The organism is Pseudescherichia vulneris NBRC 102420, from assembly GCF_000759795.1.
Taxonomy (GTDB): Bacteria; Pseudomonadota; Gammaproteobacteria; order Enterobacterales; family Enterobacteriaceae; genus Pseudescherichia; species Pseudescherichia vulneris.
Genome location: NZ_BBMZ01000036.1, coordinates 1 through 26681, shown reverse-complemented (window position 1 = coordinate 26681; position 26681 = coordinate 1). Strand labels below are relative to the sequence as shown.

The following is a 26681-nucleotide window of genomic DNA, read 5'->3' as shown; positions in this document are numbered from 1 at the left end:
GGGCCGCCTGCACCGCCGGGACGTCTTCACCGGCAGCGCGCAGCGTCCGGCCCCGCGCCGCTGGTCCCGCCGCTGGGACTACGACTACCGCAATAACCCCGTGCGCGAGGAGCGCGACGATGACCCGTTCAGCTGTTATCACTGGCAGTACGACAGCGCCGGGCGGCTGCTGTCTCAGGACGGCACGCTGCCGGGCCGGGAGCAGTGGCGGTGGGATGCAGCGGGTAATCCGCTGGACAATATCGGGGAGAAGATAACCCACAACCGCGTCACGCAGCTGAACGGCATCCGCTGGCGGTATGACATCCACGGCCGCACGGTGGAGAAGGACGACGGTCAGACCCGCTGGCACTACCGCTATGACGGCGAGCACCGCCTGACGGAGGTCGTCAGCCAGCCGCGTGACCGCAACCGGCCGCAGGTGGCGGTCAGCTTCCGCTACGATCCGCTCGGCCGCCGCATCAGCAAGACCAGCCGCCGGACGCTGGCAGGGCAGTTGCACGGAAAAGAGGTCACCACCCGGTTTGTCTGGGAGGGGTTCCGGCTGCTGCAGGAGATCCGGAATGAGGTCCCGCTGACCTACGTCTACACCGATCAGCACAGCCATGAGCCGCTGGCCCGTATTGACGGCGTGAATGCCCCGGATATCTTCTGGTTCCACAACCAGCCCAGTGGCACGCCGGAGCGGCTGACAAATGCGGAAGGGCGGGTGTGCTGGGAGGCACAGAACAGTGCCTGGGGCAAACTGCTGAATGAAAGAGAGGTGCAGCTCTCAGGCTGTGCCCAGAACCTGCGGATGCAGGGCCAGTACCTGGATCGTGAGACGGGACTTCACTATAATCTGTTCCGGTACTACGACCCGGACTGCGGCAGGTTCACGCAGCAGGATCCCATAGGACTGGCGGGGGGATTAAACCTCTACCAGTATGCACCTAATCCGCTGGGGTGGGTGGATCCGTGGGGGTTGAGTCGAAGCTGTAGTAATGATAAAAGTAGCAGACCTGATTTTTATGTAGGGCCTGCGGGACCTAGTGCCACCATGCCATCCACAGCTTATCGCTATATGAATAGTACTGACATGTATGCAGCTAAAACAATAAATTCAAAATCGGCTCCGTTAAGCTACTTTGGGTATACAAAATATAAAGCCGGACATGAGGCTAGGGATGCTTATCAGATATTTTATGAAAATGGAAACCCAAAATCATGGAGCGATGCAAGATTATTAGGTGAGTTTAATACCTTACAACTTTATAAGAATGGCGTTCCTCAAGTTAAAGTTCCTTTGGCCAACGGTGGTGAAGGTCCGGGATTAGAGCTATTTACTAGTGCTTATCCACAGTATGGGAAAGGTGGTGCTCTACAATTACTGCCAATAGAAAAAGGCACGATTATTAACTTTGACAACGTAACTATTTTACCGGAGTAAAAATGAGTCGTGATGAGCTTGTTAATGATTTGATGTACCTGATAAACAAATATGTTCCTGAGGGGGATAGAGAGGAATTTAAACCATATCTATTGATGGACGACGTGCCTGTTAAAGGAATTTTAGCAGACTTTAATAAATTATCGATAGATCCTATAGAAGATATTGATGGAGATTTAATTAGGAAAATATATTTCCATTTTTGTTAAAAGCGAAAACCGGAAGAAAATTTCATTTTGCTAAACAAAACATAGCACCAGTCGACTCCCTCGCGCTAGCGGAGAATGCCTGGATTCGCGAGGCGGAGCAGGAGCTGCTCTATAAGTATGACGCCCTTGGCCGCGTTATCAGTGAGTAGGGTGAGCAGGAGACATTGGCAGGCCAACCACATGGCAAAGAGGTGACCACCCGGTTTGTGTGGGAGAGGTTCCGACTGCATGGAAAGTGACAAATTTGTCAGGAACAAATTTGAGTGCGTGTAGCGCAACCCCGGAGGGGCGAGCCACAGGGATGTGGCGAGTAAACCAGACTTCACTATAATCTGTTCCGGTATTACGACCCGGACTGCGGCAGGTTCACGCAGCAGGATCCCATAGGGCTGGCGGGGGGATTAAACCTCTATCAGTATGCGCCGAATCCGCTGGGGTGGGTGGATCCGTGGGGGTTAAAAGCCAGATGTGCACCTACTAAAGCAAATGACCATAATCAGGCTGCATTTGGCAGACAGTGGCAAGGAAGAGGCATTTATGAAGGTCGTGACTCTTGGTCAAACGTTATGCTTAAAGAAGGTGACATTGTTTATGGCGGTGTGCCTGGGCAGTCAGGTTTTTATTTTGACAAGGCCACTTTAGATGCAGCTGGCGGTAGCAGAGAAAAACTCTGGAAAAGCTTACAAGTTTTACCACACCCTACATATAGATATAGAGGTAAAATACAGGCTTATCGTGTTAAAAGGGAAGCTATGGTGGGTACAGGTATAGCTTTATCACAAGATCCATTAAAAGGATTTGGATCAGGTGGCGGGACACAATTCTTTTTATCGAATTACAAAACCGTCTTAGAGCCTATTGGGGATGCTTTTGGATTAGGTCTTTAAAATATGAAATTAAAATTCCAATTAAATAGTTTGACTATATGTAATAGTATTTTATTATCACCTTGTCAAACCAAGAAAAATCTTATAAACAAAGATCTCTCATGGGAGGAGTGGATAAGAAATGATAATGAAGTTGTATCATATAAAATTGTACTAATAGATAAGAAAAATAAGTCAAAAATCTTTTTGATTGTGAATTTTACTTATCCAGTTAATGATGGCTCTTTGCTTTCAAGTTGGTATTTATCACCAGAGAATATAATGAATGGAGAACAAAGCAAACCCGAAGGGAAAGTCACAAAAGCTCTTAGGAAGTGGTTTTTTGATAAAACAAATACTGAGATTCCTGTAGGTGGGGACTGGGGCCATCTCGATGCAGCTTACGATCATTGGAACACTGTAGGTGTTATAGCTTGTAATTATAGATCTTCCTTCAAAAATGATTCAGAATGGAAAGACTATAGAAGAAGAAATAAATTCTAATGATTCTAACAAGAGTGATGCTCGCATGCGTGGAGCGTTTGATACGCTTCGCTTGTACAAAAAGGGTAAACCTATGGCTTTTGTTCCCGCCGGAGCCCCTCACGGATGCGGAAGGCAGGGTGTGCTGGGAAGCACAAAACAGTGCCTGGGGCCAACAGCTAAATGAGAGAAGCGTACAGCTTTCAGGCCATGCCCCGAACCTGCGCATGCAGGGCCAGTATCTGGAATTTGTCAGGAACAAATTTGAATGCATGTAGCACGACCCCGGAGGGGAGTGGCGAGTAAACCAGATTTTATTGTATAGTTAATGTTAGGAAACCGCCAAGCTCAACGATCATTAGAACAGATAAGGTGAATTTTTGAGGCTGCCATGAATAAAACAAAAGCTATAGAATTATTGACTGATATCATATCTTGTTCTGATCGAGAAAATAAATTACAGGGTAAGGAATTTTATAAATCGGCACTAAAGATATTACAGGATGAAAGATCATCGGAAAATGAGTTGAAAACTTTATATAGAAGATTTTGCGGTTATTTTGCTCACGGTGACTTCACTAACGTAGAGTATGCAAAAATCAATCTCTTAATTAATTATCTTGAAAGCTAATCTATTTTTTAAACCCCAGGGTGTGCTGGTTTTATAACCAGACCGACGGCACGCTTAAAGCATGCATCGTCAATACACGGGTCGTGTCAAATCTAGCATAATCAAATTGCATAGTTTAGGTCATCCTGACGCTACCCTAACTCATGGCGCTAAGCCTCATTTCATTGTAACATTACTCCAAAACCTGAATGCAGGTAGTATGTCAGGGACTCATGGGCATGATAACTTTGAGGTTTTTTAAATGTGGTTTGATAATGCGTTAGGGAAAGAAAAAATAAAATTCATGTTTGGTGGGGAGTTAAGCCTTCAATCTATTGAAGTAAGTAGCTTTTCATTTGAGCGTTTTTCAGATGTGACATTTCAATTTTATAGCAGAAATATCCCTTCATCTTACCCAGAAAAATGGAATGAGTGTGAATTCAATGCCCTTAGTGTGATAATCACATTTGGAGGTGTAATAGAGTTGGATGTTAAAGGCAATGGGATAGGTTTTATCTGCTCGCCAGAAATATTTTCTAGCGAAACCCATAGCGGAATAAAAATATGTAGCAATCAGTTGAGTATAAATTGCAAGTCAAGGTTTCTCACAATCGTAAGTATTACTCCATACCTGGACGAGCGGTGGGATTAAAAATAAAATATAGTAGGGATATACCCATAATGAGAGAGGGTTTTCATTCTGGCGGCATTGATTTATGAAGAAAATGATTTTAGATGAACATGATGGCAATGTGACCATTGATAACTATTCGATTAATTTGCAATCTCAGGAGGAGTTTGTTGGGAGTTGCTTTTATAGAGAAAATGACGATATAAAAGAGTTCGGTCGTTATGGTTACTACGTGGAGAGCGTCTCATGGCTTGGGAGAGAGTATTTTTTAGAGTTTTGGCCAGCGATGGAGCAGTTCCCAAAAAAGATATGTATGGTTGAAAAAGGAACGGAGTTTTACTCTTCCCTGCATGATTGGGAGCTAAGGGCGAATGTAGACCTACTCTTAAGGGAAGAGGCGAGAGTAAAGGCGTTTTTGGAAAGTACCTTAAACTTTGCATCAAGACGTGATATATCGCAGCCACCTTATGGTGTGGTTTTTGAATATGTGTGGGGTGAGATTGCTGTGCAGTCTAATAAGAATGATTTTAATTGCGGTCTGTATATAAGCTGGAATGACTAACAAGTGATTAATAATTTAGTTGTTGATAAAGAAACATGCACCTTAAGCTGGGTATACGATGCGCGCCTGGTCACTGGTCACATGGAAAATTTGGATTCGGCAATGTTAGATGAAAAACGCAAGCTGGTTTTTATATTAAGCCAGCCCTCGCCGCTACCAGCCTTACTGACTGTCTTAAATAGGGAGGGGGGCTTGGTTTCAACATTTCCAGCACCGGAGGGTGCATCTTTTTATTACTTAACGTCGAATGCTGCAAAAGAGGTGTTGGTCGTTTGTTCTTTTCATGAAAAGAGAGAAGGCTGGTATGACTGGCATTATGCTCTGGATGTTGAAAATAAAAGGTTGATGAAAATGACACCTTCTTATTAGAGTCTTGAAACAGTGAATACAAAGAGCACTTGCGAGCCGCAGGGAAACAGCCAGTAACCGCTCCCATCCAGCCCATTACGCAACCGTCTTCGCTTACTCCTCGCTGAACCAGTCGCTGTTCTCCTGGCGGATCAGCTGTACCGTCTCGCCAATCTCTTCCAGATGCGCGGTCATCGCCTTATCTACGCCCTCTACGTCATGCTTAGCCAGCGCATTAAAGATATCCTGATGTTGACGTAGTAGCTTCTCCGGCGGGGAAACGTGATCGAGGCTCATATAGCGCACCCGGTCAATGGTGGCTTTGATGTTCTCTACCGTATCCCACGCCAATTGGCAGTCGGCAATCAGCGCCAGCTTCTGGTGAAACTCATCGTCAAGCTGGAAGAAATCATCAAGCTGCTTGTGGTCGATAGCAATTCGCTGTTGGTGCAGGTTCTGCTCCAGCTGATAACGCTGGCTATCGGTGATCAGCGTCGCTGCCCGGCGGGCGACGGCGCACTCAATCGCCTGACGCACAAAGCAGCCGTTGCGGACCTGGGTCATGGAGATCTTATTAACGTAGCTGCCGCGCTGGGGACGGATCTGAATCAGTCCATTCTCAGCAAGTTTGATAAAAGCTTCACGAACCGGCTGGCGCGAGACGTTAAACCGCACCGATACCTCTTTCTCCGACAGCGGCGTGCCGGGGGGGATCAGGCAATGTACGATATCCTGGCGCAGGATACGGTAAATTTGCTGATTAACGGGCAATACAGGATTAAGGTGGGTTTCGACGGCCATGCGCTCTTACTTAATGGAATAGTGACGCGCTTACCATACCATCTATTTGATCTGCATCCCATACCCGGCCCGCAGGCCGGGTAGGAAATATCAGCTGCGATGCACGCTTAGGCCAGCCCAGGTCTGGCTAACCGGCATCATCTCAAGGGTGTTGATGTTCACGTGCTTCGGCAGGGTCGCTACCCACCAGACGGCCTCGCACACATCCTCTGCGCTCAGGGCGTTGGTGTTCTCATAGGTTTTGCCCGCTTTATCGTCGTCGCCTTTGAAGCGAACGTTAGAGAACTCGGTTCCACCTACCAGACCCGGCTCGATGTTGGTCACGCGCACCGCCGTACCGTGCAGATCGGTACGCAGGTTGAGGCTGAACTGCTGTACAAAAGCCTTGGTTGCGCCATAGACGTTGCCGCCCGCGTAGGGCCAGCTGCCTGCGGTAGAGCCGATGTTGATGATGTGCCCACGGTTGCGTTCTACCATACCCGGCAGCACGGCGCGGGTCATATAGATCAGCCCCTTGTTGTTGGTATCGATCATTGTCTCCCAGTCTTCAACGTTGGCCTTATGCGCAGGCTCCAGGCCCAGCGCCAGACCGGCGTTGTTGACCAGCACATCGATGTCGCGCCACTCGGCGGGGAGAGAGTCCAGCGCCTGTTCGATAGCGGCGCGGTTGCGTACGTCCAGTTGCAGGGTGAGAACGCTATCGCCCAGCTCATCTTTCAGGGTTTGCAAACGTTCCTGACGACGGCCGGTAGCAATCACTTTATGACCGTTTTCAACGAAACGGCGGGTGATGCTCTCGCCAAACCCTGCCGTTGCCCCGGTGACTAAAATAATCATCATTCTGTTCCTCAACGCTTTTTGTGTGTTATTACGATAGCATGGGTTAAGAGCCTGAGGTAAACGACAATGTTTAAGGAGTTGAAATGTCGCTAACGAATCCTTTATTGAGTGAAAGCACGCTGCCTTACCTGGCGCCGCGCTTCGATATCATTGAAGATAGCCATTATCGTCCGGCCTTTGATGAGAGCGTTCGGCAAAAACGTGCTGAAGTCAGCGCCATCGCCCAAGTGACAACGCCAGCAGATTTTAACAACACCATCCTGGCGCTGGAGCAGAGCGGGCAGCTTCTTAACCGGGTTACCAGCCTCTTTTTTGCTATGACCTCTGCCCATACCAATGACTACCTTCAGCAGCTTGATGAAGCCTTCTCCGCAGAGCTGGCCGAGCTGGCAAATGATATCTATCTGGATAGTGCGCTCTTCTCCCGTATTGATGCCGTCTGGCAGCAGCGCCACGCGCTCGGGCTGGACGCGGAATCCCTGCGCCTGACGGAGGTCCTCCACCAGCGCTTTATTCTGGCAGGGGCGACCCTGGGCAGCGCCGAGAAACAGGCGTTAAAAAGCCTCAATACCGAAGCGGCGACCCTCACTAGCCAGTTTAACCAGCATCTGCTGGCGGCAGGCAAGGCGGGTGGCCTGATCGTCGAGAGCGAGCAGCAGCTTGATGGCCTGAGTGAGAGCGAAAAAGCGCAGGCGCGGGCGGCAGCTGAAGAGCGGGGGCTCTCCGGACGCTGGCTTATCCCTCTCCTGAATACGACCCAGCAGCCTGCGCTGGCGGGACTGCGCGATCGACAGACCCGGGAACAGCTCTTCAAAGCAGGCTGGTCGCGTACGGAAAAAGGCGATAAAAACGATACCCGCGCCGTCGTGCTGCGGCTGGCCCAGATCCGCGCCGAACAGGCCGCGCTACTGGGATTCCCGGACTATGCCGCCTGGAAAACTGCCGACCAGATGGCGCAAAATCCTGCCGCCGCGCTGACCTTTATGCGTAATATCGTTTCGGCGGCGCGCGCTCGTGCCGAGCAAGAGCTGGCGGATATTCAGCGGGTAATCGATGAGCAGCAGGGTGGATTCCGGGCCGAGGCCTGGGACTGGGCGTGGTATGCCGAGCAGGTGCGCCGGGAGAAATTCGCCCTTGATGAGGCGCAGATCAAACCCTACTTTGCCCTCAACACCGTGCTGGTTGACGGCGTATTCTGGACCGCCAGCCAGCTGTTCGGCCTGAGCTTCATCGAGCGGTTCGATCTGCCGGTTTACCATCCTGACGTCCGCGTCTGGGAGATCGTTGATGCGGACGGCACCGGCATGGCGCTCTTCTACGGCGACTTCTACGCCCGCGACAGCAAAAGCGGCGGGGCGTGGATGGGTAACTTCGTGGAGCAATCCACATTACAGGGAACCCGGCCGGTTATCTATAACGTCTGCAACTACCAGAAACCTTCCGCAGGTGGACCCGCGCTCATTTCCTGGGATGACGTGATCACGCTGTTCCATGAGTTTGGTCATACCCTGCACGGGCTTTTTGCCACCCAGCGCTACGCGACGCTCTCCGGCACCAATACGCCGCGTGATTTTGTCGAGTTCCCGTCGCAAATCAACGAGCACTGGGCCAGCCATCCTGATGTTTTCGCCCGCTATGCCCGCCACTACCAGACCGGCGAACCCATGCCGAAGTCACTGCAGGAGAAGATGCATCGGGCGGCATTGTTCAACAAGGGTTATGACATGACGGAGCTATTGAGCGCCGCGCTGCTGGATATGAACTGGCATAGCCTCGCATCACATACTGCCGTCAGCGATGTTGCTGCTTTTGAAGCCGAGGTGCTCAAGCGGGAAAATCTCGATCTTGCCGCCGTGCCGCCGCGCTATCGCAGCAGCTATTTTGCGCATATCTTCGGTGGCGGTTACGCCGCGGGATACTATGCCTACATCTGGACGCAGATGCTGGCCGACGACGGCTACCAGTGGTTTGTGGAGCGGGGCGGATTGACCCGCGAGAACGGCCAGCGTTTCCGGGAGGCGATTTTATCGCGGGGTAATAGCGCTGATTTAGCTGAACTTTATCGGATATGGCGCGGGCACGATCCGAAGATTGAGCCGATGCTGGTGAATCGGGGGTTGAGTTCGTAGGGGCTTTTTCAGGCTTAAAACAGAACCGGGCGTAATGCCCGGTTTTTGTCCGATTTTTCCTTCCCCAAAACTCCTCCAAAATTCCTCCCCAAAATGAATCCTTAAATTCTGCGAAATTTGCAGGGTGATACGGCCCAATTATTCACGTAGCTACACCTTCACTTTTACCCAGTCGAGACCGCGATCATTGTGATACTGCGCTGTCATCCTGTCTGATGAATGGCCCAGTAGCTGCTGGGTATTGATGCCTTGCTCCTCATACAGACGCTCCGATAGAGAACGCTGCTCGTGAAAGGTCGGCATTGTTTTCCCGTCCTCTACGGAAATGCCGGTGCTATCGATCGCGAGCTTGAAGGAGACGCTAAGGCTGTTCTCGCCAACCTGATCGCTGGCCTTCACATTTCCACTTGATGTAACGTGATGGAGAAGCCAGGGGCTCACTACCCGATCCCTGCATCGTTTGATAACCTGCGCCAGAGTTATATCTAATACCTCGCAGCGTAGCGAGAGCGGTATAGCAAGCTTCGCTCCTGTCTTTTGCTGCTCAACATGGAGATGGCCGTCCCAAACATCAGAGAACTTCATTTTGGCGATATCACCGCGCCGTTGTCCGGTGACTACCGCCAGGAGCATGGAGTTTTGAACGTATGGCGCCATATTGCTGGCCGCTTCAAATATCGCCTTCCACATCTCAAGGTTCAGTCGCGAACGGCTCACCCGAACAACGACTTTTCTTGTGGCCAGCGCCGGGTTATACCCTGGCTCCACTTCCCCGGCATGTTGCGCCTCTCTGAATAGGTCAATCCACACGCTACGTAGTGTTTGCGCCATTCGTGCTTTGCCTCTGGCTTTGTATTCGTCGGTAATGGCCGCAAGCATTTTGGTGGTTACTTCCTGAATGCCGATATCGGGCATCCTTTCAGTCAGCACATTCGTACACGTTCTTCGGGATTTGAGCGTATTATTTTTTATCTCCATATTGCTGAGCCGCTCCTCCTGTATTTTCAAATACCGCTCGATCCATGCGCGCATCCTTATTGATTTCTTTGAGTTAACCTTTTTATGGCTGACCATATCGATAAGAGCAAACGACTGAGCGACTTCCTGCTGCGCAAGCAGGCGATTCAGTTCAGTTGCGGCCAGTTTGGCCGCCTCCTGATCGGTACCAAAACCGATAAATTGACCGGTTAACGGGTGCCTGTACTGCCAGTAGGTTTTGCTGTTGCGCTTATCCAGCTTGCAGTACAGATTTGGGATATCAACCCTGTGATTACGTGGTCTGGCTGCCATTAATTACTCGCTCCATAAGCGCCTTCACCGCTTTCGGCATGCGTGGTGGTAAAACCGGCGATGCGAGCAATCCTATGAATTTGGCTTCTTCATCGATAACCCACCGTCGGCCTTGTTTCAGTGCCCTGGGGAATGTTTGTCCAGTTTTAGCAATCCTGTGAAGCGATGCTCTGGATGGTGGACACTTAAAGCCATTCGGACCGGAAGCCCAGTCCTCTAAGCTAACGAGTTGCCCCATATGAACCTCCAGTTTGAATAATATGAACCATCAAGGCTCAATAGGTTGATATTTCGATATCAAGACATCCGGCCGGCAAGGTGACGCAGACGTCGCGCGCCGGTGATCGCCGTGGCCACGTAGCTGGTGCTGCGGTTCTCTACCTCTACCTTCATCTTCATTCCGTCCACCAGCACCATGTATTCGCTACTGGTAGCCCGGCTGGCGTAATCGCCGAACCGTTCCACATGACGTGCCAGCGCTGCATCGCACGCCCGGCGCGCCAGCGGCGATTCTTTCCTGCTTCGGTTAATCAGCCTCATTCAGCATTCTCCGGATCCCATACGTCCCAGCAGTTCCGCTCGATATTCGCCAGCAGCCGGCGATCCTCTACTTCAACCAACGGGCGGCCGGTCAGCTCTGCGATTTGCTGGTTGTTGTGCGTTTGCAGCATCTTCAGCTCTTCGTCATTCCAGCGGGTTTGTTTCTCGCTCATCTCGTTACCGGGAGGGTTACCCCTCCCGCCTCCCTTATCAGCTCACGTATTCCGGCTTCATATCCGCCAGGGTGATTACGTACTTATCGTGCAGCTCATCGCCAAGGTGGAGTCTGGCTGCCGCCAGTGCCTGCTCTGCTTTGGTGAACAGCTCAGCAGCATCAGGTTCACCGGGCTTGGGCAGGGAGTTGATCGCAGCCTCTACCGCATTACGGTGCTTCACCAGGTGATAACGGCGCTTGGCCTTGTTATTCAGCTCAATGAACAGCGTGGTTCCGAGTGCGGCTTTAGAGTCGTTAATTTCGTTGCCGACGCTGGTGGCTTCATCGAGAGTTTCAGCTGCCTCAATGCGAACGCGGAACTTGTCGGCCAACTCATCAATATTGGCAGTCGATTCCTGCGCGCTGTGAGTGGTTGTTACGCTGTCACCTTTGATTTCAGCGAGGCTCACACGCTGGGCTGACGCTGGATTAATGACTTTTTCTTCTCGTTCTTCGACTTCATCCGCGCTGTAAACGCCGAGGATCACATCAGGGCAGTACAAGCGTGCCCAGCGCTTAATCGCAAGATAGGCGAGTTGCTGGCGGGGATCGCTTGCCCATAGTGTGGAGTTACGAACCTGCGCCTGAGAAAGCATGATCACCAGCTCACGGGGCTCATCCTCGCCTTTCATTGTTGCCCATACCCGAACACCAACACCGGCCTCATCCTTAAGATCCCAGCCTGGCGCAATGTATTTTTTGCCTTGCCCATTTGTTTTCTCTACGAATCGGCCAATGATTTTTTCCCATGGTCCAAACCAGTCATAGTGGAGACGGTCTTTAGTAGGTGACATATTGGTAATCACCGCATTAATCAGCTGCGCTTCATAACCTAACGTCCCGCTAACAATGTGGGTCTTTTGCGCTACAGCGAAGGGATCCATACCCCATCGGGCAGCTTGCATCACCACTGCCATGCAGGCATCTGGTTTGCCGCGAAAATGGTCTGGCACGAACGCGCCACTATTAGCCATTACAGCTGACAGAGTGCGAAGGCGGTCAAAGAGTTCTCCATTGGTCAAAATGGAGATGTTGTCGATCATCTGCGTTTTGTTTTCGTTTGTAGAAATTGCTGTAGACATGTTCATTTCCCCTTATGCCTGAGTACGCAGCGCTTCAAGGCGGCGCAGGTCGAAGTCGTCAAGTTCATCGGTGTAATCGTCGGTGATCGGAGCAGGCCACTCTCCTGTGTCGAACCCGGTAGCGATAGCACGCATGGTTTTGCGGTATTCCAGCATGCCCAGTTCCAGCAGCTCCGCAGATGCCTCGATAATGGCTATCCAGTGGTAGTTCTCGTCTTTATTGACGAAAATCCAGTAGAACTGATCCAGCGCCGCGGTTTCGCAGTACATGGCCGCGCTCAGGTGGTAATCACGCATCCTGATCTCACGACGCAGCCGGGCTTTAAGCGCATCTGCTTTCACATCCCACATGCTGATAGTTTTGAGGTCGGCACCGATGCGGACGCCGTCCAGCTCGATTTCGAGGTCCGGGCGCACGCGGATTTCCAGACCTGTCTCTTCGTCAATGCCGAAATAGCTGGTCTCTACGGCGCGGCTCGGGTGCGTCAGCAGCATGCCGGAGGTCGGGTGCGCCAGCAGCGCTTTCTGGATGGCCAGCGCGGTTTCCAGCTGCTGGCGGGTCACCAGCACTTTGCCTTCCGGGTTCTCGCGCCAGGCATCCAGCAGCTCGTCGGCGAACACGGCTTCCGGGCGTACTGCCTTGAGCGCCTGAATCATGTCGGCTTTGGTACCGGACACTTTCAGTGGCGCGGGCTTCTGTGCTTCCTGCGCAACCAGGTCAGGATTGACGATCGCCAGCTGCTCAAGGAGCGCATCGCGGCTGCCGGTAGTTTTCACCGGCGCGGGCAGGGTGGCGTTGTACTCTTTGATGCAGGCCTTCATAGCTGCAGCGGTCTGCTTCTTATCGGGCTCGATGCGCTGGAACTCTTCCGGCAGCGCCATATAGCTCTCTGCGGTTTCGTCTACTGCTGCGCCCAGCGGCAGCGGGGCGGGCAGGGTGGCGTTGTACTCTTCCAGTAGCGCTTTGATATCGTCAGCGCTCAGCTGCGGCGGCAGGCTGGCGTTGTACTCGTCGATGCAGGCGCGGATTGTCGCCGTAGTGGTGAGAGCACCTTCCGGAATTTCCGGCTCGATGCTGAACTCGGCGGCCAGCGTCTCTGGCTGCAGCGCCAGCGCGTGCACCAGGTTGCCCATATCCAGGACTTTGGAACGTTCGCGCGCTATGGTCTTTGAGACGTGGCGCGCTTCGAAATACATCAGGGAAACACGGGCGTCTTTCACCATGGTGCTGCTGATACCGTTCGCAGCATGGTAAACGTCGTTCGGCAGGCCCTCATAACGGCCCGGCTCGAAATAGGCTGGGTATGCGGCGGCCGGTTCGTCCAGTTGCGCTTCCGGTGCGTCCTGATTCACTTTTACGGCGTTTTGATGCGCTTCAGGGGTGTTTTGATTCACAGAAGCGCCATTCTGATGCACATTTTTCGGGTTTTGGTTAACTTCATTCTGATCGTGATGCGCCAGGCTCGGAGCGGCGGCGGCGAGAATATCCGCGGGGTTTACGCTACCTGCTTGCGCAGCAGCTGCATCAACACTTTCGACCGCTGGTAACGCAGCACCAGCCTGGCTTTCGCTCGGGTCAGTCTCTTCCATCTGCACATGTACAACGCTCTCCGCTTCCTGTTTTGCGACTTCATTTGAGGGGGTGGCCAGCAGGCCTTCGATGGAGAACATGCCGCTGCCAAGGCTCTTAACTTCGGGCTGTGTCGCTTCACCGGCGCTGGTATTCTCTTTAACTGGCGCAGCAGCAGGGGTGATCAGCAGCGATTCAACAGCCTGCCAGCGCTCCTCGCTGTCTGGTTTTCCTGTATCTGGGATAAACGCTACTTCTTTGCCGTTCTGCGCGATGTAGCTGATCAGCTTCGGAGTCTCGTTATGGATGCCTTCAGGCGCATTGCGGATCAGGACGAAAACAGCAGCACGTGAAAAGTCCAGAATGCCCGGCGTCTTGCGCAGCTGAGTGCTCCACGAGCTCCAGGGCTCTTCTTTGTTGGCGATGATTTCTTTCGCGCGACGCAGCACACCACCCGGGATCTCGTAAATGTTGTAATCCATGGGCAGCAGGGCAGCCGCGATTTCAATATCGAGAGTGTCGAGCGTGTGTTTCAGATCCGGATTGCGATCGGTAGGGTTCCCGCCGCCAGCATTGGCACCAGTGTCTGTGCGCTGGATAGGTGTCTTCCCTGCTTTCTTAAGCCACTTAGCAGTGACACCATCACGGTCAATTTTTCTGCCCGTGGCAGTGATAGATGAATTGCTGTTGTGTGCGTCGATCCACTCTTTGAAGAACGAGACAAGCTGTGCCAGCTGCGGTGCCGGGCCTTCGACTGGCCAGACAGACTGGACATCAGTAAACAGGTCCGCCAGGGTTTCAGGAAACACATGCTGCAACTGGCGCAGATCATGATTACGGCAGGCCAGCAGCACGTTCTGCGGATAGGTTGCGTCCATGTTCAGGCTGATACGTGTTATCTCGGCTTTCTGTTCGGCGCTCAGTTCGCTAAACAAGCCAAACAGCCAGATGCCCAGTACGCGCTGATCGTAGCTATAGTTCTGATGAGTGGTTATACCGGTGTCGGTGGTACCCGTTTCTGCCGCCGGGGCCTGCTGGGTTTCAATCCACGACTGCACGATATTAGTCCTTCCATCCTCTGAAGACGTCGCGTACACACAAGCAAATTGACTCACCAGATCTGCAGTCATGTTGTCGCGATAGTCTTCTGGCCATACCTGCCGGATTGCGCGGATAACCCCCGCCGTTACTCCACCAGTAAGATTTACTACCGCTGGATCAGTTAGCGCGGCAACAACAATGTTTAAGGTTTCACTGTTGTCAGCATGTACCGCTTCTTTGACTTCGTTCAGTTGCTGACGGTCAATGTGCTGCTGGTCAAACATCCACGCGGCAGCAATCTGCTGAGGCAAAGAGAGCTCACGAATAGAAGTCCACCCGTCATCCTTGCCGAAATCATTTTCATCCTCCAGGTCTACGGATCCTGCTGATTCAACTGGCATGCTGGTGGCGTTGTTTTGGGGAGCGGGCAGTTCGCCGCTGAGCCAGTCCTCAACCAGCTGGGCGCGTTCGCTGGCTTCAGCTAATACCCAGTCTTTTACGAAGTGGGCAATGCGTTTTGATTCGTGGCTCTGATCCTGCGGGAATACAGCTTTAACCGCTTTGATCAGCTTCCATTCCACGTGCGCAGAGAGCTCACGGATTTCCGGATTGTCTTCGATAACCTGCCGCAATGCCTGGACAAAGCAATCGTCATCATTGCCTTCCATGACGCCGATCTCGATGTGCTGCTCCAGAGTAATCTGGTCCAGCTCGGTATCATGCATAAGATGCGCTAAGAGGCGCTGGATGAGACGCAGGCGAGACAGGGGGCGGAGGTCCGCATCGGCGGCAGCCGGCTGGGTAGGCTGGGCTTCAACGTTTACTACCGGCGTTGCAGTTCCGCCAGCTTCGCCCAGTACGGGACACCACGAACGACCATCTTCACCCAGGGTATAGCGGTCGCACCAGGTATCATCAAGTATGCCTTCTTCCGGCAGATCGTCAGCAACATGCCAGTTGGTGCGCTGCGGCAGCTGGTAGTCAGCACCACGGCCAATAGCAATATCGGCGTCGTCGAGAATGTTGAGGATCTCGCGTTCTGCGCGAGAGTCGGATTTTGCAGATAACCAGCAGAAGAGGTTTTTCTTCTCTGATTTTGCCTTAGCTTTAATCACAAACGCATAGGTGTTCATTGCGTCTAAGCTCCTTTGGGTTGTAAGATCCCCGGCGCTGTATAAGCCGCCTGACTTTGGTGGTTGTAATTTCCGGTGTGCTTTGGTCGGCCTACACCGGAGGGAGAGCCCGCTTCGGCGGGTTTTTTCGTTACAGGGTCACGGCTGGTTGTTCGCCATTACGGATAATGCGCTCCACTTCGAAGCATTCGCCCGCAACATGCTGTTCAACCGCTGCCGCTTCACACTGGCGCTGGTCTTCATACACACCCAGCACCACATCCTGAAAATCGCCGTTGGTCATACCCACGGTCAGCACTAACGCGAATAACGTATTCATCAGTGCGTCCCCGCCGGTACCAGATGCGGCTCAATGTTGCGGGCGGCATACGGGCGGCGAATGTGACGCAGGTTGCCCTGCGGTTCATGCCAGTAAGTGCCATCGGTGTAGTTAAAAGAGACGAGCCAGGCTGCGCCGGTGCGCTGGTTGCGCATTGGAACTGCCTTCCCGCTTTTTGGTACTGCCTGATTGGTAATTGACATCTCATCCTCCCGGTCTTTCCCGGCGTCAGAACGTAAAACCTGATGCGCGTTAATCACTCCACCTCATCCGACTATTCGTATGCCGTCGGCGGCTACTTCATGGGCTCCATGCCTTAGTGGTTCGTAATGCGTCTTGGTGAGTTAGATTAAATCACTGGTTTATGGTTGTGTCAATCAAAGGCTGATAGAGATTGTAAATCTGCGGTTTATATAGCTGGTTTCTGTAGGGTGAGTGCCGAATCGCAGGCAAAAAAAATCCCGACACTAAGGTCGGGAATGGGAAGTTCGGAGTGGGTTAGGTGCAGGAGCTGGTGTGAGATGGGTATAAAAAAATCCGACGCGGTGGCCGGGTTAAAAATGTTATTTATCTAACTCAATCATGTTCAGCACCGACTGGGCTAGATTTTGATATACCCGATTGGCTTCCTCAATGTTTACTTTGATGCCATTCTCTTTACCATTTTTTTCCCACATCCAACGAGCACCTGTCCAGTTACCATCTTCTTTAGTTAATTCGAAAATGGGCTTTGAAAGACTTTGTGAGACCGGCACCAATCCGCTGAAATTTTGCACGCCTGCTAAATGGAAAGGAGCATCATGCGAAACGGCTTTAGTGAAAATTGCATCTGAGATAACCATTGATGATTCACTAAGTGCGGGAATCAATTTTTTATTAGCAACATCTTTTATGCGTTCAAGCCAGTCACTGTAAGCTTTTGACATCTGCTTAGGTTGCTCAGTTCGCTCATCATTCGATGAACTGTTCGTAGTTGTATAAATTCTGTAGTTCTGAGTGATAAAGCCGAGCATTTTTGGGTTGGCCTTCGGGAGTGGGTGGTCTCCACCAACCTTGAAGGTTGCTATTTCTTTCGCCCATTTAGGGAGAACATTACTGAGAGAGTCTATAGCCTGATAACAATAAAAATCAGGAGAAATGGGGATAATGAAATAATCAGAGCTCATCAAAATACATTGATTAGTAGATGACACGCTCGGGCTCATGTCAACTAATACAATATCAATATTATGTTCATCGGCAATTTTTCTTGTTAATTTATTGAAAGCCCCAACAAACTTTCTCAGTACTGGCAGGGTGTTGCTACTTGTCATTGCGGTAGCAATTTGTGTATCTAGCTCAGAAAATCTAATGTTCCCAGCTAATATGTATAAATTTGGATTATCGGTCCCAGTTATTGGCGTAGTGCCAACTGGGGTGTGATTGACACTTTCTAAAGAAAATTCTGGGGCGAGGCTGTTGAAAAGATCAGTATTTTGTTTGCTGTCATAGAATTGAATAAGTGATTCATAATCATCTAGTCCTAATGTCAAACCAGTCAGATTACATTGAGGATCCGCATCAATAATCAGCACTCTTTTACCAAGAGTTGCCAGCTTCCAGCCGAGATGGAAAACAGTAGTTGTTTTACTTACACCACCTTTATGGTTGAAAAGAGAGATTACCTTAGCCACTTTTTTATCCTTTGGTGATTGAGTGTTTTTTTATTGTATGTTAGCTGGACGTTTAGTTCTATTGCAAAAAACGAAAAATGAAAGATATATCCTATAAAATTTTTGCTGGGTTTTATTGCTTCCCACTCATCAATAAGAGAATGCTCATAATTAAGTCCCTCGGATTCTCCCCTTCATGTACTTTTCATATAGCTCATCCAGTTCCTTCAGGCGAAGCGCAAAGATGCGGAGCATGTTGTGCTGCTCTTCTTCAGGCAACTGGCGATAAAGTTCTAGCAGGCGCTGTTCGTCCGGCTTAAGACCGTCTTTCTCGCCTACATCTTCACCGAGTAGCCAAGCGACAGAAATGCCTACAGCGTCGGCTATGGCCAGTGCCGATTTCTTACTAATCACGCCTTTTTTGAACCAGCCGTTTACGGCCTGAGGGGTGACTCCAGCTATGCGTGCCATGTCTGCTTTGGTAACGCCGCGATCAGTGATCTCAGTAAGGCGTTCAACCAGGACGAGGTTAGGTTCTTCTTTTCTCATAGGCTCATTGTAAATATTTGGTTTATACACGCAATAAATCCAAAGTTTGCACAATATATAAATCTGTGGTTTACTCTTGCTATCAATAAGCAGGAGAAGCACATGTCCGCACTCGATAAAGCAATTAAAGCCGCTGGCTCGGCTAGAAAGCTCAGCATCGCCCTTGGTGTGACGAGTATGTCTGTAAGTCATTGGAAGAATCGTGACCACGGAGTCGTCCCGCCAAGCTACATATTCCCAATTTTCAAAATGACAGGCGTAACTCCACATGAATTGCGCCCTGATCTCTACCCGAATCCCACTGACGGCTTACCAAAGTAGGAGCATTAACCATGCAAACACTTACATATCAGCAGAGTAACCCTTTTTTGCAGGCAGCGATGATAAATCGCTCTCAAAGCGCTGATGACCTACCCGACCACAGTGATATCCGCGACGCCGTCCGCGCCTGGGCAGCGGTTGCGGGGCAGGACGTCGTTGCTGCGCACATCGTGGATCGGTGGCGTAGCTGCGGCGGGGAGGGTGTCGAGTTTCCGGCAGATATCAGCCGCGCCCGGCAGAAGTTGTTCCGCTGGCTCGATAACCGTTTCGATACCGAAGATTGTCGGGATCGGGTTCGCCAGCTCACGCCCGCAATTCTGGCCGTTCTGCCGCTGGAGCATCGCGGTTCGCTGGTGGGCGGTGACTGCAAGTTGACGCGTCTGGCTCACGCCGAGAAGGAGGTTGCTGAAGCAAAGCGCGCTGTTCTGCTGGACGCACCCAGGCATCAGAAGCTGAAGGAGATGAGCGAGGGTATAGCCGCGCTTTTCAGGCTTGAGCCTGAGCTGGCCGGGCCGCTTATGGCGATGGTAACGACGATGCTGGGGGGAGTATGACAGAGCTTAAAAAGGTGAAAGCCGCGGTGCTACAACACCAACGGCTTTCGGGTGCAAATACTAGGGGTAATTGCGGAGAACAGTATGTCAAATACCGCTGAAATATACAAATTTCCTGCGCCAGCACCGGCGCAACAGGAGAGTCGCATGGCTGATCTGGATAAGGGCTATCTGCGTTTAGCCAATCAGATCCAGGACGCCTTATGTATCGTCGAGTTATCGGGTCGTGAGTTCCGGGTGCTGAACGCTATTGTCCGTCTGACTTATGGCTGGTCGAAAAAATCCGACAGGATCGCCAACAGCCTTATCGCAGACAAAACGACGCTGAAGGTGAAGCATGTCTCTGAGGCCGTGCTGAGCCTCGCTTATCGGAACATTATTATCCTGCGTCGCATCGGGCAAACCAGATACATAGGGATCAACACCCACCTGGATAAATGGGCTTACGCCAAGCCGAATTGTACTAAGTGCCCGGTAGCTTTCCCGGCTGCTGAATCTGTCACATGGGTTATCACCATCCCTGAAAACGGGGATAGTGTTTTTACCCCATCAGCCATCCCTGAAAACAGGGATAACCATCCCCAAAAACAGGGAAAGGGATCCCTGAAAACAGGGAACACCAAAGACATTTTTCCAAAGACAAATATAAATACAGATCTAACCCCCTCTAATCCCCCAAGGGGGAAGGTGAAGTTTGATCCGCTCAGCATCCCGGTTCCTGAATGGCTGAATGCTACGTCCTGGAATGAGTGGGTCGCATATCGCCGCCAGTCTGGTAAGCCCATCAAAACCGAGCTGACCGTCACCAAGGCTTTCAGCCTGCTGAAGCAGTGCCTGGACGAGGGACACGATCCGGTGAATGTGATCAACGCCAGCATCGCCAACGGATACCAGGGTTTGTTCAAGCCAAAATTCAGCCTCAGTGGTCGCAAGGCTGGCCGGGATGTGAATCAAATTTCTCAGCCAGGTAGTGACATTCCAGACGGGTTCAGGGGGTAAGCGTGAAAAATATTATTGGCACTGGCAGCGCCCTTGAGCGCCTGAAAAAAATCATTCCGGCTAACGTGCAGCCGAAATTCAGCAACGTCCAGGAGTGGCAGGCATGGCAGGAGTCCGAGGGCCGGAAGCGCTCCGAGGAAATCGACCGGATGAATCAGCGCGCACGCTCAGAGAAGATTTTTGGTAGAGCTGGCATTCAGGCCCTGCACCGCAGCTGCTCGTTTGCAAACTACGAAGTGTCATGCCCGGAGCAGCGTCAGGCGTACAGCCTGGCGAAAAGCTACGCCCATAACTTTGGCGGCAGCGGGTTCGCAAGCTTCGTGTTCAGCGGCGCGCCGGGTACCGGAAAGAATCATCTGGCAGCGGCAATAGGTAACCATCTGCTTGCTGCTGGCCACTCCGTTCTGGTTGTGACCATACCTGACCTGATGCTCCGGGTCCGTGAGTGCTATGACGACGGCCAGTCTGAAGCTTCGTTGCTTAACGACCTCTGCAACGTCGATCTCCTGATACTGGACGAAGTCGGTATTCAGCGTGGCTCCAGCGGCGAGAAGGTGATCATCAACCAGGTGATTGACCGCCGGCTTTCATCCATGCGGCCAGTCGGCATTCTGACCAACCTGAACCACGGCGAACTCGTTACTACCCTCGGCGCACGCGTTATGGATCGCCTTCAGATGGACGGTGGTATCTGGGTCAATTTTGGCTGGGCGAGTTATCGCAAAAACGTCAGCCATCTGCGCATTGCGAAGTGAGGTGACTATGTGCAATCGCTTAAAACCGAAGCAAAGGGCCATCGTTGATTTCATCGAGACAAACGGACCGGCGACACCCCGCCAGATCCGTAAGTTGCTCGGCTGCGACATCCGTGAAGCTTACGACCGGCTCAAGCGCCTGCGAATGGCCGGGATCGTCAAAAACATTGGCAAACCGAAGCATCCGGAATACCAGCTGGTGCAGCGCTGGCAGGAAAAAATCAAACGAACCAGACCAGCACCTGCAGCGCCAGCGGCGAAAGCAAAGCCGCCAGCAAAAGCAGCCAAAGCACCAGCAGCGCCGTCCATTGCGGACGTTTGCCGCCAGAACTGGCAAGGCTACGAAATCCATAAAATTTTTGGGAGTGCACGGGCATGAGTGAATCACTGAACAACAAAGAGCTGATCGCGGTTGGCCATGAGTTTGCGAAGGCAATGACCAGCGACACGCCGATCATCGATATCGCCAAAATGATGTCTCGCCTGGCCGAACGGCTGGACTGCACCACGGCTGCGCTGCGCGAAACGGTCAAACAGCGTGACGCGCTGTCAGCGGACAACGTGGCCCGCGCCGAAATCATCGGCCAGCTGGTCTGGCAGTACAGTGCCAGCGGCATCAAGCCGGTGCAGAAATCTCTGAACCCGGCCTCCGCGCTGCTGTTTGACGCGATGGAGGTATTGCGGCAGCCAGCGACTGCTGCAGCGGTTAACGAGCTGAAAGCGCAGGGCGTTGAGTTAGCTATCACGGAGCATCTGAGCGTGGACACAATAGCTTCAACTGGAGCGATCAAATATGTGCTTACAGGTTTCGCCCAGCAGCTGCGTGCCGGGGAGGTTAACCATGACTGAGCGCGGCATGATTTTTAACTCTGAGATGGTGCGCGCCATCCTGGACGGCAGGAAGACGCAAACCCGGCGGATCATCAAACCCCAGCGAGTAGGAGATGCCTGGTCAGTGAAGGAAACTCAGTCTCCAATGTCTGCGCGCCATACGCATGATTGGTGGCTGCCAACCGCTACCCGACCTTATTCGGCTCTGCCTAGTTGCCCGTTCGGTATCGTCGGCGATCGCATCTGGGTGCGGGAAGCGTTTCGCGTTATGGGCTGCGCGACTGACGTTGCCCGCCTTATGTACAAAGCGAGCGAGCGCAACAGCTTCACGGAGTCTACGCGCACCGTGCCGGTGGCATCATGCACCACACAGCCGTCCCAGAAATGGACGCCCAGCATCCACATGCCGCGCTGGGCTTCACGCATCACTTTGGAGATTACTGACGTGCGCGTTGAGCGCCTGAACAGCATCAGCGACACAGACGCAAATGCCGAAGGCGTGTCGGCGGATCAGCTTTCACCAGCTCGATACGTATTCGGCAGCCTTTGGCAGTCCATTTACGGCGCAGACAATGCGCAGAGCTGGCAGGCTAACCCGTGGGTGTGGGTGATCGAGTTCCGCCGGGTCGATGGGGAGGCTGTATGAGCGACAAATACGCAGTACTGGCATCGTACGCACAGCACATGGTTGATACGGGTCGTGATGTAGCGCCGTTTACGTCTCAGGAAATAGTCGAGCTGGTGGCAGCGCTTGGGCAGGCAGAGCAGAGAATTGCTGAGCTGGAAAAATGGGTCAGAGGCGTCGAGGAGTCCATGATATCCGCTAGCGATCGCGCTGAGGCCGCAGAGAAGCGCGTCGCCGAACTGGAGAGGCGTAGACTCACTGTGAAGCTGCCGCAGGGCTATGTAATACGGGCGGGTCATCCGATTAACGAAGGTGAGCGGCATGTGATGGTGCCTAAAGATGGCGGGGACTGGCTCAGCAGTTTTGATGTTGAGCATGCGCTTCTGGAAGCTGGCGTCAGCGTTGAGGAGAAGGGTTGATGGATCCTCTTCTGCAATACGCCACCAGCCGCATCATCGAGCTGGAGCGTCTGCTGCTGGTAGACGTACCGGAAACAGTCTGGCCTGCCGAGGTTGGACTGGTTTATGCACAAGTTGAAAGCGCCGGGGATCTACCGGCGCACCACCAGCGCCGCCTGAAGTTCCACATCAACCGGATGTGGCTCGAAAAAATGCCGGTACCGGCGATCGTAACCGCTGCCCGTTCGCTGGCCACTGCCATGGAGAAATACGCGTGAGAGAAATTATCGTTGATAACTTTGCCGGGGGCGGCGGGGCCAGCACCGGGATCGAGCTGGCCATCGGCCGCAGCGTGGATATTGCCATTAACCACGACCCGAACGCGGTGGCCATGCACAGCACCAACCACCCGGACACTCTGCATTATTGCGAAAGCGTGTACGAGGTTAAGCCAAAAATCGCGACCGCCGGCCGCCCTGTAGCGCTGGCATGGTTTAGCCCGGATTGCCGACATTTCTCCAAGGCAAAAGGCGCGAAACCCGTCGAGAAAGCCATCCGTGGCCTTGCCTGGGTTGTTCTGCGTTGGGGGCTTGATGTAGAGCCGCGCGTCATGAAATTAGAAAATGTCGAGGAGTTCAAGACCTGGGGGCCGCTGCTTGCTGGAGAGATGCGACCGGATCCAGCCAGGGTTGGTGAAACCTTCCAGGCGTTTATTGGCATGTTGACTACTGGTATTGATCCGAACCATCCTGCCCTGGCCGAATGTTGTGAGTTTTTAAACATTTCTCTGGATAGTGAGGAAGCGGCTCGGCTGGTTAGAGGGCTGGGGTATGTTGTTGAGTTTCGTGAACTTAGAGCATGCGACTACGGCGCGCCGACTATCCGCAAACGGCTGTTTGTCGTTATGCGCAGAGACGGGAAGCCTATCGTCTGGCCGGAGCCGACCCACGGAGACCCCAAAACACCAGCGGTGCAGAGCGGCAAGCTAGCTCCATGGCGCACAGCGGCGGAGTGCATCGACTGGTCTATCCCTGCGCCGTCCATATTTGACCGCAAAAAGGCACTGGCAGAAAACACCCTCAAACGCATAGCGCGCGGCATTCAGCGGTTCGTGTTGGATAGTGCCTCGCCGTTTATCGTGAAGTGCAACCACACCAGCACCAAAACGAGTTACGACTGCTTCCGGGGCCAGGCGCTGGCAGAGCCGCTGCAGACAATCACCAAAACGCATGGCTATGCGATCGCCACACCGGTTATGGCTCCTCTGTTTGCCGGGACCGGCGGATCGACATTCCAGATGAAGCCGCGCCCGGTAGATAAGCCGTTCTTTACTCTGCTGACGCAGAACCGGACGAACGTCATTGCGCCCGTACTGGCCCCGCTGATTGCCCGGCAGTTCGGTGCCAGCGTCGGCCACCGCGCGGACGAGCCCAGTGCTACGGTTACTGCGGGCGGCGGCGGGAAATCGCAGTTAGTAACGCCGACCCTGATCCAGATGGGTTATGGCGAGCGTCCGGGACAGGATCCGCGCGTACCGGGTCTGCATAAGCCTCTGGGTACTGTGGTCGCTGGCGGCGGTAAGTTCGGGCTAGTGGCGGCGAATCTGGTTAAGCACTTCGGCGGGAACTACCAGGGCGCAGGCGTGGCACTGGATGAACCGGCTCACACGGTCACCACCACGGATCATCATGGCCTGCTGACCTCGCACCTGGTGATGCTACGTGGTACCTGCAAGGATGGCCGGGTGGTTGACACGCCTGCACCAGGGTTAACAGCAGGCGGCCTACATGTCGGTGAAGTGAAAACCACCCTGGCGGTTGAAGCGTACGACCAGCAGCGCGCGGATCAGACGCTGGCGTTCCTGCAGGAGTATTGCGGCGCGGACTGCGACGGACTGGTGACGATCAGCGGCGTGGTTTATCGCATCGTTGATATCGGTATGCGCATGCTGCAGCCCGCTGAGCTGTATCGTGCCCAGGGCTTCCCGGAGTGGTACATCATCGACCGCGACTACATGGGAACCCGTTACGCCAAAGACAAACAGGTTGCCAGATGCGGCAACGCGGTACCGCCGCCGTTTGCTGAAGCTCTGGTGCGGGCCAACCTGCCGGAGATGTGCCAGCAGCAGGGGCAGGCGGCATGATGTACGACAAATACACTATCAACCGCTGTGATGCGATGGAGTGGCTTGCAGAGCATTACCCAACCTTTCCCGACAAGATGCCAAATGTGCCTTTAAAGGCTGACTGGTGTAGTGCCAGTTTGTTTATGGGGTGGTGCTTCATTATTTTGCTCGATGGTTCGCTGGTATTTGCTGACTGCTTATCGCCTCCGATCCGGGCTGAAGACATGGCGGGCTTCAAGCTTCCTGAGCTTATCTAACTGCCATACAAGCGATATGGGGATTCCCATATCGACAGCCAGGGCCTCTCCGGAGGCCTTTTTCACGCCCAGCGGCAGCGCGATTTAAACATGATCGATATTACCGATCGATATCATCCAATCGATCTATTAAATCGATTAATTAATAAACGCACCGTAGCAACAAATTACCAACCTCAGCCCCGCGAAATAAGACATAGATCACATTGTCGACGTCGACATCCGCTGCCAATTTAGTGAAGAGGGATTGCTGATCAGATATTTACAATCGACATTTTTGACGCCGACTGCTGTTAAGCAAAACGATCATATTTTACACGTTAGTTGCAGTAATAAGCATTTAAATCAATTAGATAAATAGACTTGCGCTATCATGCCTTTCTTGTGCATACTTAAGCCAAACCGAGAAATACTGTTTATTCATACAGTCATTTGATGTAAGGTTAAAGCACTCCAGTAAAGTTTTTTTATTTTTCTTCCGGCGAACCTATTAGGAAATTTGCGCGATTTGATATTTTGGTTCCATGAGGACGATTTCTCCCCGCCGGGAGGACGTATTTGTTGATAGCAAAGAAGGGGGTTTTTGTGAAAGAAAGTCAGGACCAAGGCGACTGGTACGATATTGTCAGGCGTTCGGACGGCAAGCTTATCGGATCGATGCCGCTCGAAAGCCGCAACCTCGTCTACATCAAAAATGGCATGGTTTCATGTCGCCCTTTGATGGAGGATGAAGGTATCTTCAATCTGTCGTCCGGAACACGTTTTCTTCGCCGCCTCGGCTACCGCCTGGAACAACCCTCTGATATTATGATATCAACGGATTGAACACCCGTTGACCTGATGCGCCACGGAGAACACCATGGCGCAGCAATTACAACTCATCAAGCAGTCCTCAGGAATCCTGATCCCCGCCACACCGGAGACCAGCGATTTTCTGCAATCAAAATGTAAGCTGGGCGCAGTACTTGAGGCGGAATTTCGCCAGCTGCGTAATCCGGCATTTCACCGTCGTTTCTTCGCTCTGCTGAATCTCGGTTTCGAATATTGGGAGCCTACCGGCGGCTCTATCTCTTCCAACGAGCGCAGGCTGGTTACCGGCTACGCTAAATTCCTGGCCACGTTCGGCGGTAGTGAAGGCGCGCTGCTGGATGCCGCTGAGCAGTATCTATCGCGCATTGCCGATCGCCGTTCCGGTAGCATCAGCATCTGCAAATCGTTTGATGCCTACCGCGCCTGGGTGATCGTCGAGGCTGGCCACTACGACGCTATTCAGTTGCCTGACGGCACACTTCGCAAACACCCCAGAAGCATTGCATTCGCCAGCATGGACGAGCTTGAGTTCCAGCAGCTCTATCGCGCAGCGCTCGACGTGCTGTGGCGCTGGATATTGTCCAGAGCATTCCGGGACCAGCGTGAGGCTGAGAACGCCGCTGCGCAGCTGATGCACTTCGGGAGCTGAGTCGATGAAAGACACCTGGTTCTATCACACCGATTGCACCACGGCGCAGGCAGAAGAGT

Annotated in this window: 35 protein-coding genes and 1 pseudogene; 24 read left to right on the top strand and 12 right to left on the bottom strand. The window is 52.6% G+C overall.

Features of this window, described 5'->3' with window-relative positions:
* From EV102420_RS19800 to EV102420_RS22425, 10 genes and pseudogenes are all read left to right on the top strand, one after another.
* A partial coding sequence (locus EV102420_RS19800) for an RHS repeat domain-containing protein (RefSeq protein ID WP_042395677.1) occupies positions 1 to 1429 on the top strand: 1429 nt, incomplete at its 5' end.
* 2 nt (positions 1430 to 1431) lie between these two features.
* The gene (locus EV102420_RS19795; RefSeq protein ID WP_042395675.1) at positions 1432 to 1638 is read left to right on the top strand and encodes a hypothetical protein; all 207 of its coding nucleotides are present in this window, start codon (positions 1432 to 1434) and stop codon (positions 1636 to 1638) included.
* A 314-nt stretch (positions 1639 to 1952) separates the two neighbouring features.
* Positions 1953 to 2525, top strand: a pseudogene (locus tag EV102420_RS23030) (RHS repeat-associated core domain-containing protein); the annotation flags it as partial.
* 3 nt (positions 2526 to 2528) lie between these two features.
* Positions 2529 to 3008 carry a hypothetical protein gene (locus EV102420_RS21735; protein WP_072015326.1) on the top strand — a complete coding sequence of 160 codons (480 nt, stop codon included), beginning with the start codon at positions 2529 to 2531 and terminating at the stop codon, positions 3006 to 3008.
* A complete protein-coding gene (locus EV102420_RS19790; protein WP_042395673.1) occupies positions 3008 to 3265 on the top strand; it encodes an RHS domain-containing protein in 258 nt (85 codons plus the stop codon). Before EV102420_RS21735 ends, EV102420_RS19790 begins: the two co-directional genes overlap by 1 nt.
* Positions 3266 to 3378: 113 nt before the next feature.
* Positions 3379 to 3618 (top strand): hypothetical protein, encoded by a 240-nt coding sequence (locus EV102420_RS21730; protein WP_072015325.1) that lies wholly within the window; start codon positions 3379 to 3381, stop codon positions 3616 to 3618.
* A gap of 61 nt (positions 3619 to 3679) precedes the next feature.
* On the top strand, positions 3680 to 3859 hold the full coding sequence (locus EV102420_RS22935; RefSeq protein ID WP_370678347.1) for an HNH/endonuclease VII fold putative polymorphic toxin: 180 nt from the start codon (positions 3680 to 3682) through the stop codon (positions 3857 to 3859).
* Positions 3860 to 4249 (top strand): Imm50 family immunity protein, encoded by a 390-nt coding sequence (locus EV102420_RS21725; protein WP_072015324.1) that lies wholly within the window; start codon positions 3860 to 3862, stop codon positions 4247 to 4249.
* 64 nt (positions 4250 to 4313) lie between these two features.
* A complete protein-coding gene (locus tag EV102420_RS19785) occupies positions 4314 to 4790 on the top strand; it encodes a hypothetical protein (protein ID WP_042395669.1) in 477 nt (158 codons plus the stop codon).
* A 3-nt stretch (positions 4791 to 4793) separates the two neighbouring features.
* Positions 4794 to 5159: a hypothetical protein gene (locus EV102420_RS22425; protein WP_072015323.1), complete on the top strand. Its 366-nt coding sequence runs from the start codon at positions 4794 to 4796 to the stop codon at positions 5157 to 5159.
* A gap of 93 nt (positions 5160 to 5252) precedes the next feature.
* On the opposite strand, the gene EV102420_RS19780 is transcribed toward EV102420_RS22425, so the two are convergent.
* Both EV102420_RS19780 and ydfG read right to left on the bottom strand, forming a co-directional pair.
* Positions 5253 to 5939, bottom strand: coding sequence for a GntR family transcriptional regulator (locus EV102420_RS19780; protein ID WP_042395666.1), 687 nt, complete (start codon positions 5937 to 5939; stop codon positions 5253 to 5255).
* 90 nt (positions 5940 to 6029) lie between these two features.
* On the bottom strand, positions 6030 to 6776 hold the full coding sequence (ydfG, locus tag EV102420_RS19775; RefSeq protein WP_042395693.1) for a bifunctional NADP-dependent 3-hydroxy acid dehydrogenase/3-hydroxypropionate dehydrogenase YdfG: 747 nt from the start codon (positions 6774 to 6776) through the stop codon (positions 6030 to 6032).
* 86 nt (positions 6777 to 6862) lie between these two features.
* On the opposite strand from ydfG, the gene dcp reads away from it, so the two are divergent.
* Positions 6863 to 8908 (top strand): peptidyl-dipeptidase Dcp, encoded by a 2046-nt coding sequence (dcp, locus tag EV102420_RS19770; RefSeq protein WP_042395663.1) that lies wholly within the window; start codon positions 6863 to 6865, stop codon positions 8906 to 8908.
* Between the two features lie 150 nt (positions 8909 to 9058).
* Here dcp and EV102420_RS19765 read toward each other — a convergent pair whose 3' ends face one another.
* The 10 genes from EV102420_RS19765 to EV102420_RS19730 form a co-directional block, all read right to left on the bottom strand.
* The gene (locus EV102420_RS19765; protein WP_042395661.1) at positions 9059 to 10198 is read right to left on the bottom strand and encodes a phage integrase Arm DNA-binding domain-containing protein; all 1140 of its coding nucleotides are present in this window, start codon (positions 10196 to 10198) and stop codon (positions 9059 to 9061) included.
* Entirely contained in the window at positions 10179 to 10436 is a 258-nt protein-coding gene (locus EV102420_RS19760) for an excisionase (RefSeq protein WP_042395660.1), read from the bottom strand. Before EV102420_RS19760 ends, EV102420_RS19765 begins: the two co-directional genes overlap by 20 nt.
* 59 nt (positions 10437 to 10495) lie before the next feature.
* Positions 10496 to 10738 (bottom strand): DUF4060 family protein, encoded by a 243-nt coding sequence (locus tag EV102420_RS19755; RefSeq protein WP_042395659.1) that lies wholly within the window; start codon positions 10736 to 10738, stop codon positions 10496 to 10498.
* Positions 10735 to 10911 carry a hypothetical protein gene (locus EV102420_RS22585; protein WP_165570678.1) on the bottom strand — a complete coding sequence of 59 codons (177 nt, stop codon included), beginning with the start codon at positions 10909 to 10911 and terminating at the stop codon, positions 10735 to 10737. The genes EV102420_RS19755 and EV102420_RS22585 overlap by 4 nt, the downstream gene beginning before the upstream one ends.
* 37 nt (positions 10912 to 10948) lie before the next feature.
* A complete protein-coding gene (locus EV102420_RS19750) occupies positions 10949 to 12034 on the bottom strand; it encodes a RecT family recombinase (RefSeq protein ID WP_042395692.1) in 1086 nt (361 codons plus the stop codon).
* A 12-nt stretch (positions 12035 to 12046) separates the two neighbouring features.
* Positions 12047 to 15778 carry a RecE family exodeoxyribonuclease gene (locus EV102420_RS21915; protein ID WP_052512392.1) on the bottom strand — a complete coding sequence of 1244 codons (3732 nt, stop codon included), beginning with the start codon at positions 15776 to 15778 and terminating at the stop codon, positions 12047 to 12049.
* Positions 15779 to 15908: 130 nt separating this feature from the next.
* Positions 15909 to 16097: a DUF1482 family protein gene (locus EV102420_RS19740; protein ID WP_042395658.1), complete on the bottom strand. Its 189-nt coding sequence runs from the start codon at positions 16095 to 16097 to the stop codon at positions 15909 to 15911.
* Positions 16097 to 16300 carry a hypothetical protein gene (locus tag EV102420_RS22420; RefSeq protein WP_131406032.1) on the bottom strand — a complete coding sequence of 68 codons (204 nt, stop codon included), beginning with the start codon at positions 16298 to 16300 and terminating at the stop codon, positions 16097 to 16099. The genes EV102420_RS19740 and EV102420_RS22420 overlap by 1 nt, the downstream gene beginning before the upstream one ends.
* A 360-nt stretch (positions 16301 to 16660) precedes the next feature.
* Complete coding sequence (locus EV102420_RS19735; protein WP_042395657.1) at positions 16661 to 17770, bottom strand: ParA family protein; 1110 nt, start codon at positions 17768 to 17770, stop codon at positions 16661 to 16663.
* A gap of 150 nt (positions 17771 to 17920) precedes the next feature.
* Positions 17921 to 18490 (bottom strand): helix-turn-helix domain-containing protein, encoded by a 570-nt coding sequence (locus tag EV102420_RS19730; protein ID WP_502685197.1) that lies wholly within the window; start codon positions 18488 to 18490, stop codon positions 17921 to 17923.
* On the opposite strand from EV102420_RS19730, the gene EV102420_RS21710 reads away from it, so the two are divergent.
* The 13 genes from EV102420_RS21710 (at position 18401) to EV102420_RS19665 (ending at position 26622) form a co-directional block, all read left to right on the top strand.
* Positions 18401 to 18619 carry a transcriptional regulator gene (locus tag EV102420_RS21710; RefSeq protein WP_042395656.1) on the top strand — a complete coding sequence of 73 codons (219 nt, stop codon included), beginning with the start codon at positions 18401 to 18403 and terminating at the stop codon, positions 18617 to 18619. The two genes, EV102420_RS19730 and EV102420_RS21710, sit on opposite strands and share 90 nt — an antisense overlap.
* A gap of 11 nt (positions 18620 to 18630) precedes the next feature.
* Positions 18631 to 19173 (top strand): toxin YdaT domain-containing protein, encoded by a 543-nt coding sequence (locus EV102420_RS19720; protein WP_042395655.1) that lies wholly within the window; start codon positions 18631 to 18633, stop codon positions 19171 to 19173.
* Between the two features lie 84 nt (positions 19174 to 19257).
* On the top strand, positions 19258 to 20172 hold the full coding sequence (locus tag EV102420_RS19715; protein ID WP_042395654.1) for a replication protein: 915 nt from the start codon (positions 19258 to 19260) through the stop codon (positions 20170 to 20172).
* Between the two features lie 2 nt (positions 20173 to 20174).
* Positions 20175 to 20927 carry an ATP-binding protein gene (locus EV102420_RS19710; protein ID WP_042395652.1) on the top strand — a complete coding sequence of 251 codons (753 nt, stop codon included), beginning with the start codon at positions 20175 to 20177 and terminating at the stop codon, positions 20925 to 20927.
* 7 nt (positions 20928 to 20934) lie between these two features.
* Positions 20935 to 21306: a helix-turn-helix domain-containing protein gene (locus EV102420_RS20950; RefSeq protein ID WP_052512391.1), complete on the top strand. Its 372-nt coding sequence runs from the start codon at positions 20935 to 20937 to the stop codon at positions 21304 to 21306.
* Complete coding sequence (locus EV102420_RS19700; RefSeq protein WP_052512390.1) at positions 21303 to 21776, top strand: hypothetical protein; 474 nt, start codon at positions 21303 to 21305, stop codon at positions 21774 to 21776. Before EV102420_RS20950 ends, EV102420_RS19700 begins: the two co-directional genes overlap by 4 nt.
* Positions 21769 to 22404, top strand: coding sequence for an ASCH domain-containing protein (locus EV102420_RS19695; protein WP_042395650.1), 636 nt, complete (start codon positions 21769 to 21771; stop codon positions 22402 to 22404). Before EV102420_RS19700 ends, EV102420_RS19695 begins: the two co-directional genes overlap by 8 nt.
* Positions 22401 to 22802: a hypothetical protein gene (locus EV102420_RS19690; RefSeq protein ID WP_052512389.1), complete on the top strand. Its 402-nt coding sequence runs from the start codon at positions 22401 to 22403 to the stop codon at positions 22800 to 22802. The genes EV102420_RS19695 and EV102420_RS19690 overlap by 4 nt, the downstream gene beginning before the upstream one ends.
* Entirely contained in the window at positions 22802 to 23059 is a 258-nt protein-coding gene (locus EV102420_RS19685) for a hypothetical protein (protein ID WP_042395646.1), read from the top strand. Before EV102420_RS19690 ends, EV102420_RS19685 begins: the two co-directional genes overlap by 1 nt.
* Entirely contained in the window at positions 23056 to 24924 is a 1869-nt protein-coding gene (locus EV102420_RS19680; protein WP_042395643.1) for a DNA cytosine methyltransferase, read from the top strand. The genes EV102420_RS19685 and EV102420_RS19680 overlap by 4 nt, the downstream gene beginning before the upstream one ends.
* Entirely contained in the window at positions 24921 to 25163 is a 243-nt protein-coding gene (locus EV102420_RS19675; RefSeq protein WP_042395639.1) for a hypothetical protein, read from the top strand. Before EV102420_RS19680 ends, EV102420_RS19675 begins: the two co-directional genes overlap by 4 nt.
* Positions 25164 to 25748: 585 nt before the next feature.
* Positions 25749 to 25988 (top strand): hypothetical protein, encoded by a 240-nt coding sequence (locus EV102420_RS19670; protein WP_042395679.1) that lies wholly within the window; start codon positions 25749 to 25751, stop codon positions 25986 to 25988.
* Positions 25989 to 26022: 34 nt separating this feature from the next.
* A complete protein-coding gene (locus tag EV102420_RS19665; protein WP_042395637.1) occupies positions 26023 to 26622 on the top strand; it encodes a DUF1367 family protein in 600 nt (199 codons plus the stop codon).
* Positions 26623 to 26681: the final 59 nt, after the last annotated feature.

Coding starts and splice junctions, on each gene's coding strand:
- EV102420_RS19795 (WP_042395675.1), top strand. CDS start 1,432: ATGAGTCGTGATGAGCTTGTTAATGATTTGATGTACCTGATAAACAAA.
- EV102420_RS21735 (WP_072015326.1), top strand. CDS start 2,529: ATGAAATTAAAATTCCAATTAAATAGTTTGACTATATGTAATAGTATT.
- EV102420_RS19790 (WP_042395673.1), top strand. CDS start 3,008: ATGATTCTAACAAGAGTGATGCTCGCATGCGTGGAGCGTTTGATACGC.
- EV102420_RS21730 (WP_072015325.1), top strand. CDS start 3,379: ATGAATAAAACAAAAGCTATAGAATTATTGACTGATATCATATCTTGT.
- EV102420_RS22935 (WP_370678347.1), top strand. CDS start 3,680: ATGCATCGTCAATACACGGGTCGTGTCAAATCTAGCATAATCAAATTG.
- EV102420_RS21725 (WP_072015324.1), top strand. CDS start 3,860: ATGTGGTTTGATAATGCGTTAGGGAAAGAAAAAATAAAATTCATGTTT.
- EV102420_RS19785 (WP_042395669.1), top strand. CDS start 4,314: ATGAAGAAAATGATTTTAGATGAACATGATGGCAATGTGACCATTGAT.
- EV102420_RS19780 (WP_042395666.1), bottom strand. CDS start 5,939: ATGGCCGTCGAAACCCACCTTAATCCTGTATTGCCCGTTAATCAGCAA.
- ydfG (WP_042395693.1), bottom strand. CDS start 6,776: ATGATTATTTTAGTCACCGGGGCAACGGCAGGGTTTGGCGAGAGCATC.
- dcp (WP_042395663.1), top strand. CDS start 6,863: ATGTCGCTAACGAATCCTTTATTGAGTGAAAGCACGCTGCCTTACCTG.
- EV102420_RS19765 (WP_042395661.1), bottom strand. CDS start 10,198: ATGGCAGCCAGACCACGTAATCACAGGGTTGATATCCCAAATCTGTAC.
- EV102420_RS19760 (WP_042395660.1), bottom strand. CDS start 10,436: ATGGGGCAACTCGTTAGCTTAGAGGACTGGGCTTCCGGTCCGAATGGC.
- EV102420_RS19755 (WP_042395659.1), bottom strand. CDS start 10,738: ATGAGGCTGATTAACCGAAGCAGGAAAGAATCGCCGCTGGCGCGCCGG.
- EV102420_RS22585 (WP_165570678.1), bottom strand. CDS start 10,911: ATGAGCGAGAAACAAACCCGCTGGAATGACGAAGAGCTGAAGATGCTG.
- EV102420_RS19750 (WP_042395692.1), bottom strand. CDS start 12,034: ATGTCTACAGCAATTTCTACAAACGAAAACAAAACGCAGATGATCGAC.
- EV102420_RS21915 (WP_052512392.1), bottom strand. CDS start 15,778: ATGAACACCTATGCGTTTGTGATTAAAGCTAAGGCAAAATCAGAGAAG.
- EV102420_RS19740 (WP_042395658.1), bottom strand. CDS start 16,097: ATGAATACGTTATTCGCGTTAGTGCTGACCGTGGGTATGACCAACGGC.
- EV102420_RS22420 (WP_131406032.1), bottom strand. CDS start 16,300: ATGTCAATTACCAATCAGGCAGTACCAAAAAGCGGGAAGGCAGTTCCA.
- EV102420_RS21710 (WP_042395656.1), top strand. CDS start 18,401: ATGTCCGCACTCGATAAAGCAATTAAAGCCGCTGGCTCGGCTAGAAAG.
- EV102420_RS19730 (WP_502685197.1), bottom strand. CDS start 18,490: ATGACTTACAGACATACTCGTCACACCAAGGGCGATGCTGAGCTTTCT.
- EV102420_RS19720 (WP_042395655.1), top strand. CDS start 18,631: ATGCAAACACTTACATATCAGCAGAGTAACCCTTTTTTGCAGGCAGCG.
- EV102420_RS19715 (WP_042395654.1), top strand. CDS start 19,258: ATGTCAAATACCGCTGAAATATACAAATTTCCTGCGCCAGCACCGGCG.
- EV102420_RS20950 (WP_052512391.1), top strand. CDS start 20,935: ATGTGCAATCGCTTAAAACCGAAGCAAAGGGCCATCGTTGATTTCATC.
- EV102420_RS19700 (WP_052512390.1), top strand. CDS start 21,303: ATGAGTGAATCACTGAACAACAAAGAGCTGATCGCGGTTGGCCATGAG.
- EV102420_RS19695 (WP_042395650.1), top strand. CDS start 21,769: ATGACTGAGCGCGGCATGATTTTTAACTCTGAGATGGTGCGCGCCATC.
- EV102420_RS19690 (WP_052512389.1), top strand. CDS start 22,401: ATGAGCGACAAATACGCAGTACTGGCATCGTACGCACAGCACATGGTT.
- EV102420_RS19685 (WP_042395646.1), top strand. CDS start 22,802: ATGGATCCTCTTCTGCAATACGCCACCAGCCGCATCATCGAGCTGGAG.
- EV102420_RS19675 (WP_042395639.1), top strand. CDS start 24,921: ATGATGTACGACAAATACACTATCAACCGCTGTGATGCGATGGAGTGG.
- EV102420_RS19665 (WP_042395637.1), top strand. CDS start 26,023: ATGGCGCAGCAATTACAACTCATCAAGCAGTCCTCAGGAATCCTGATC.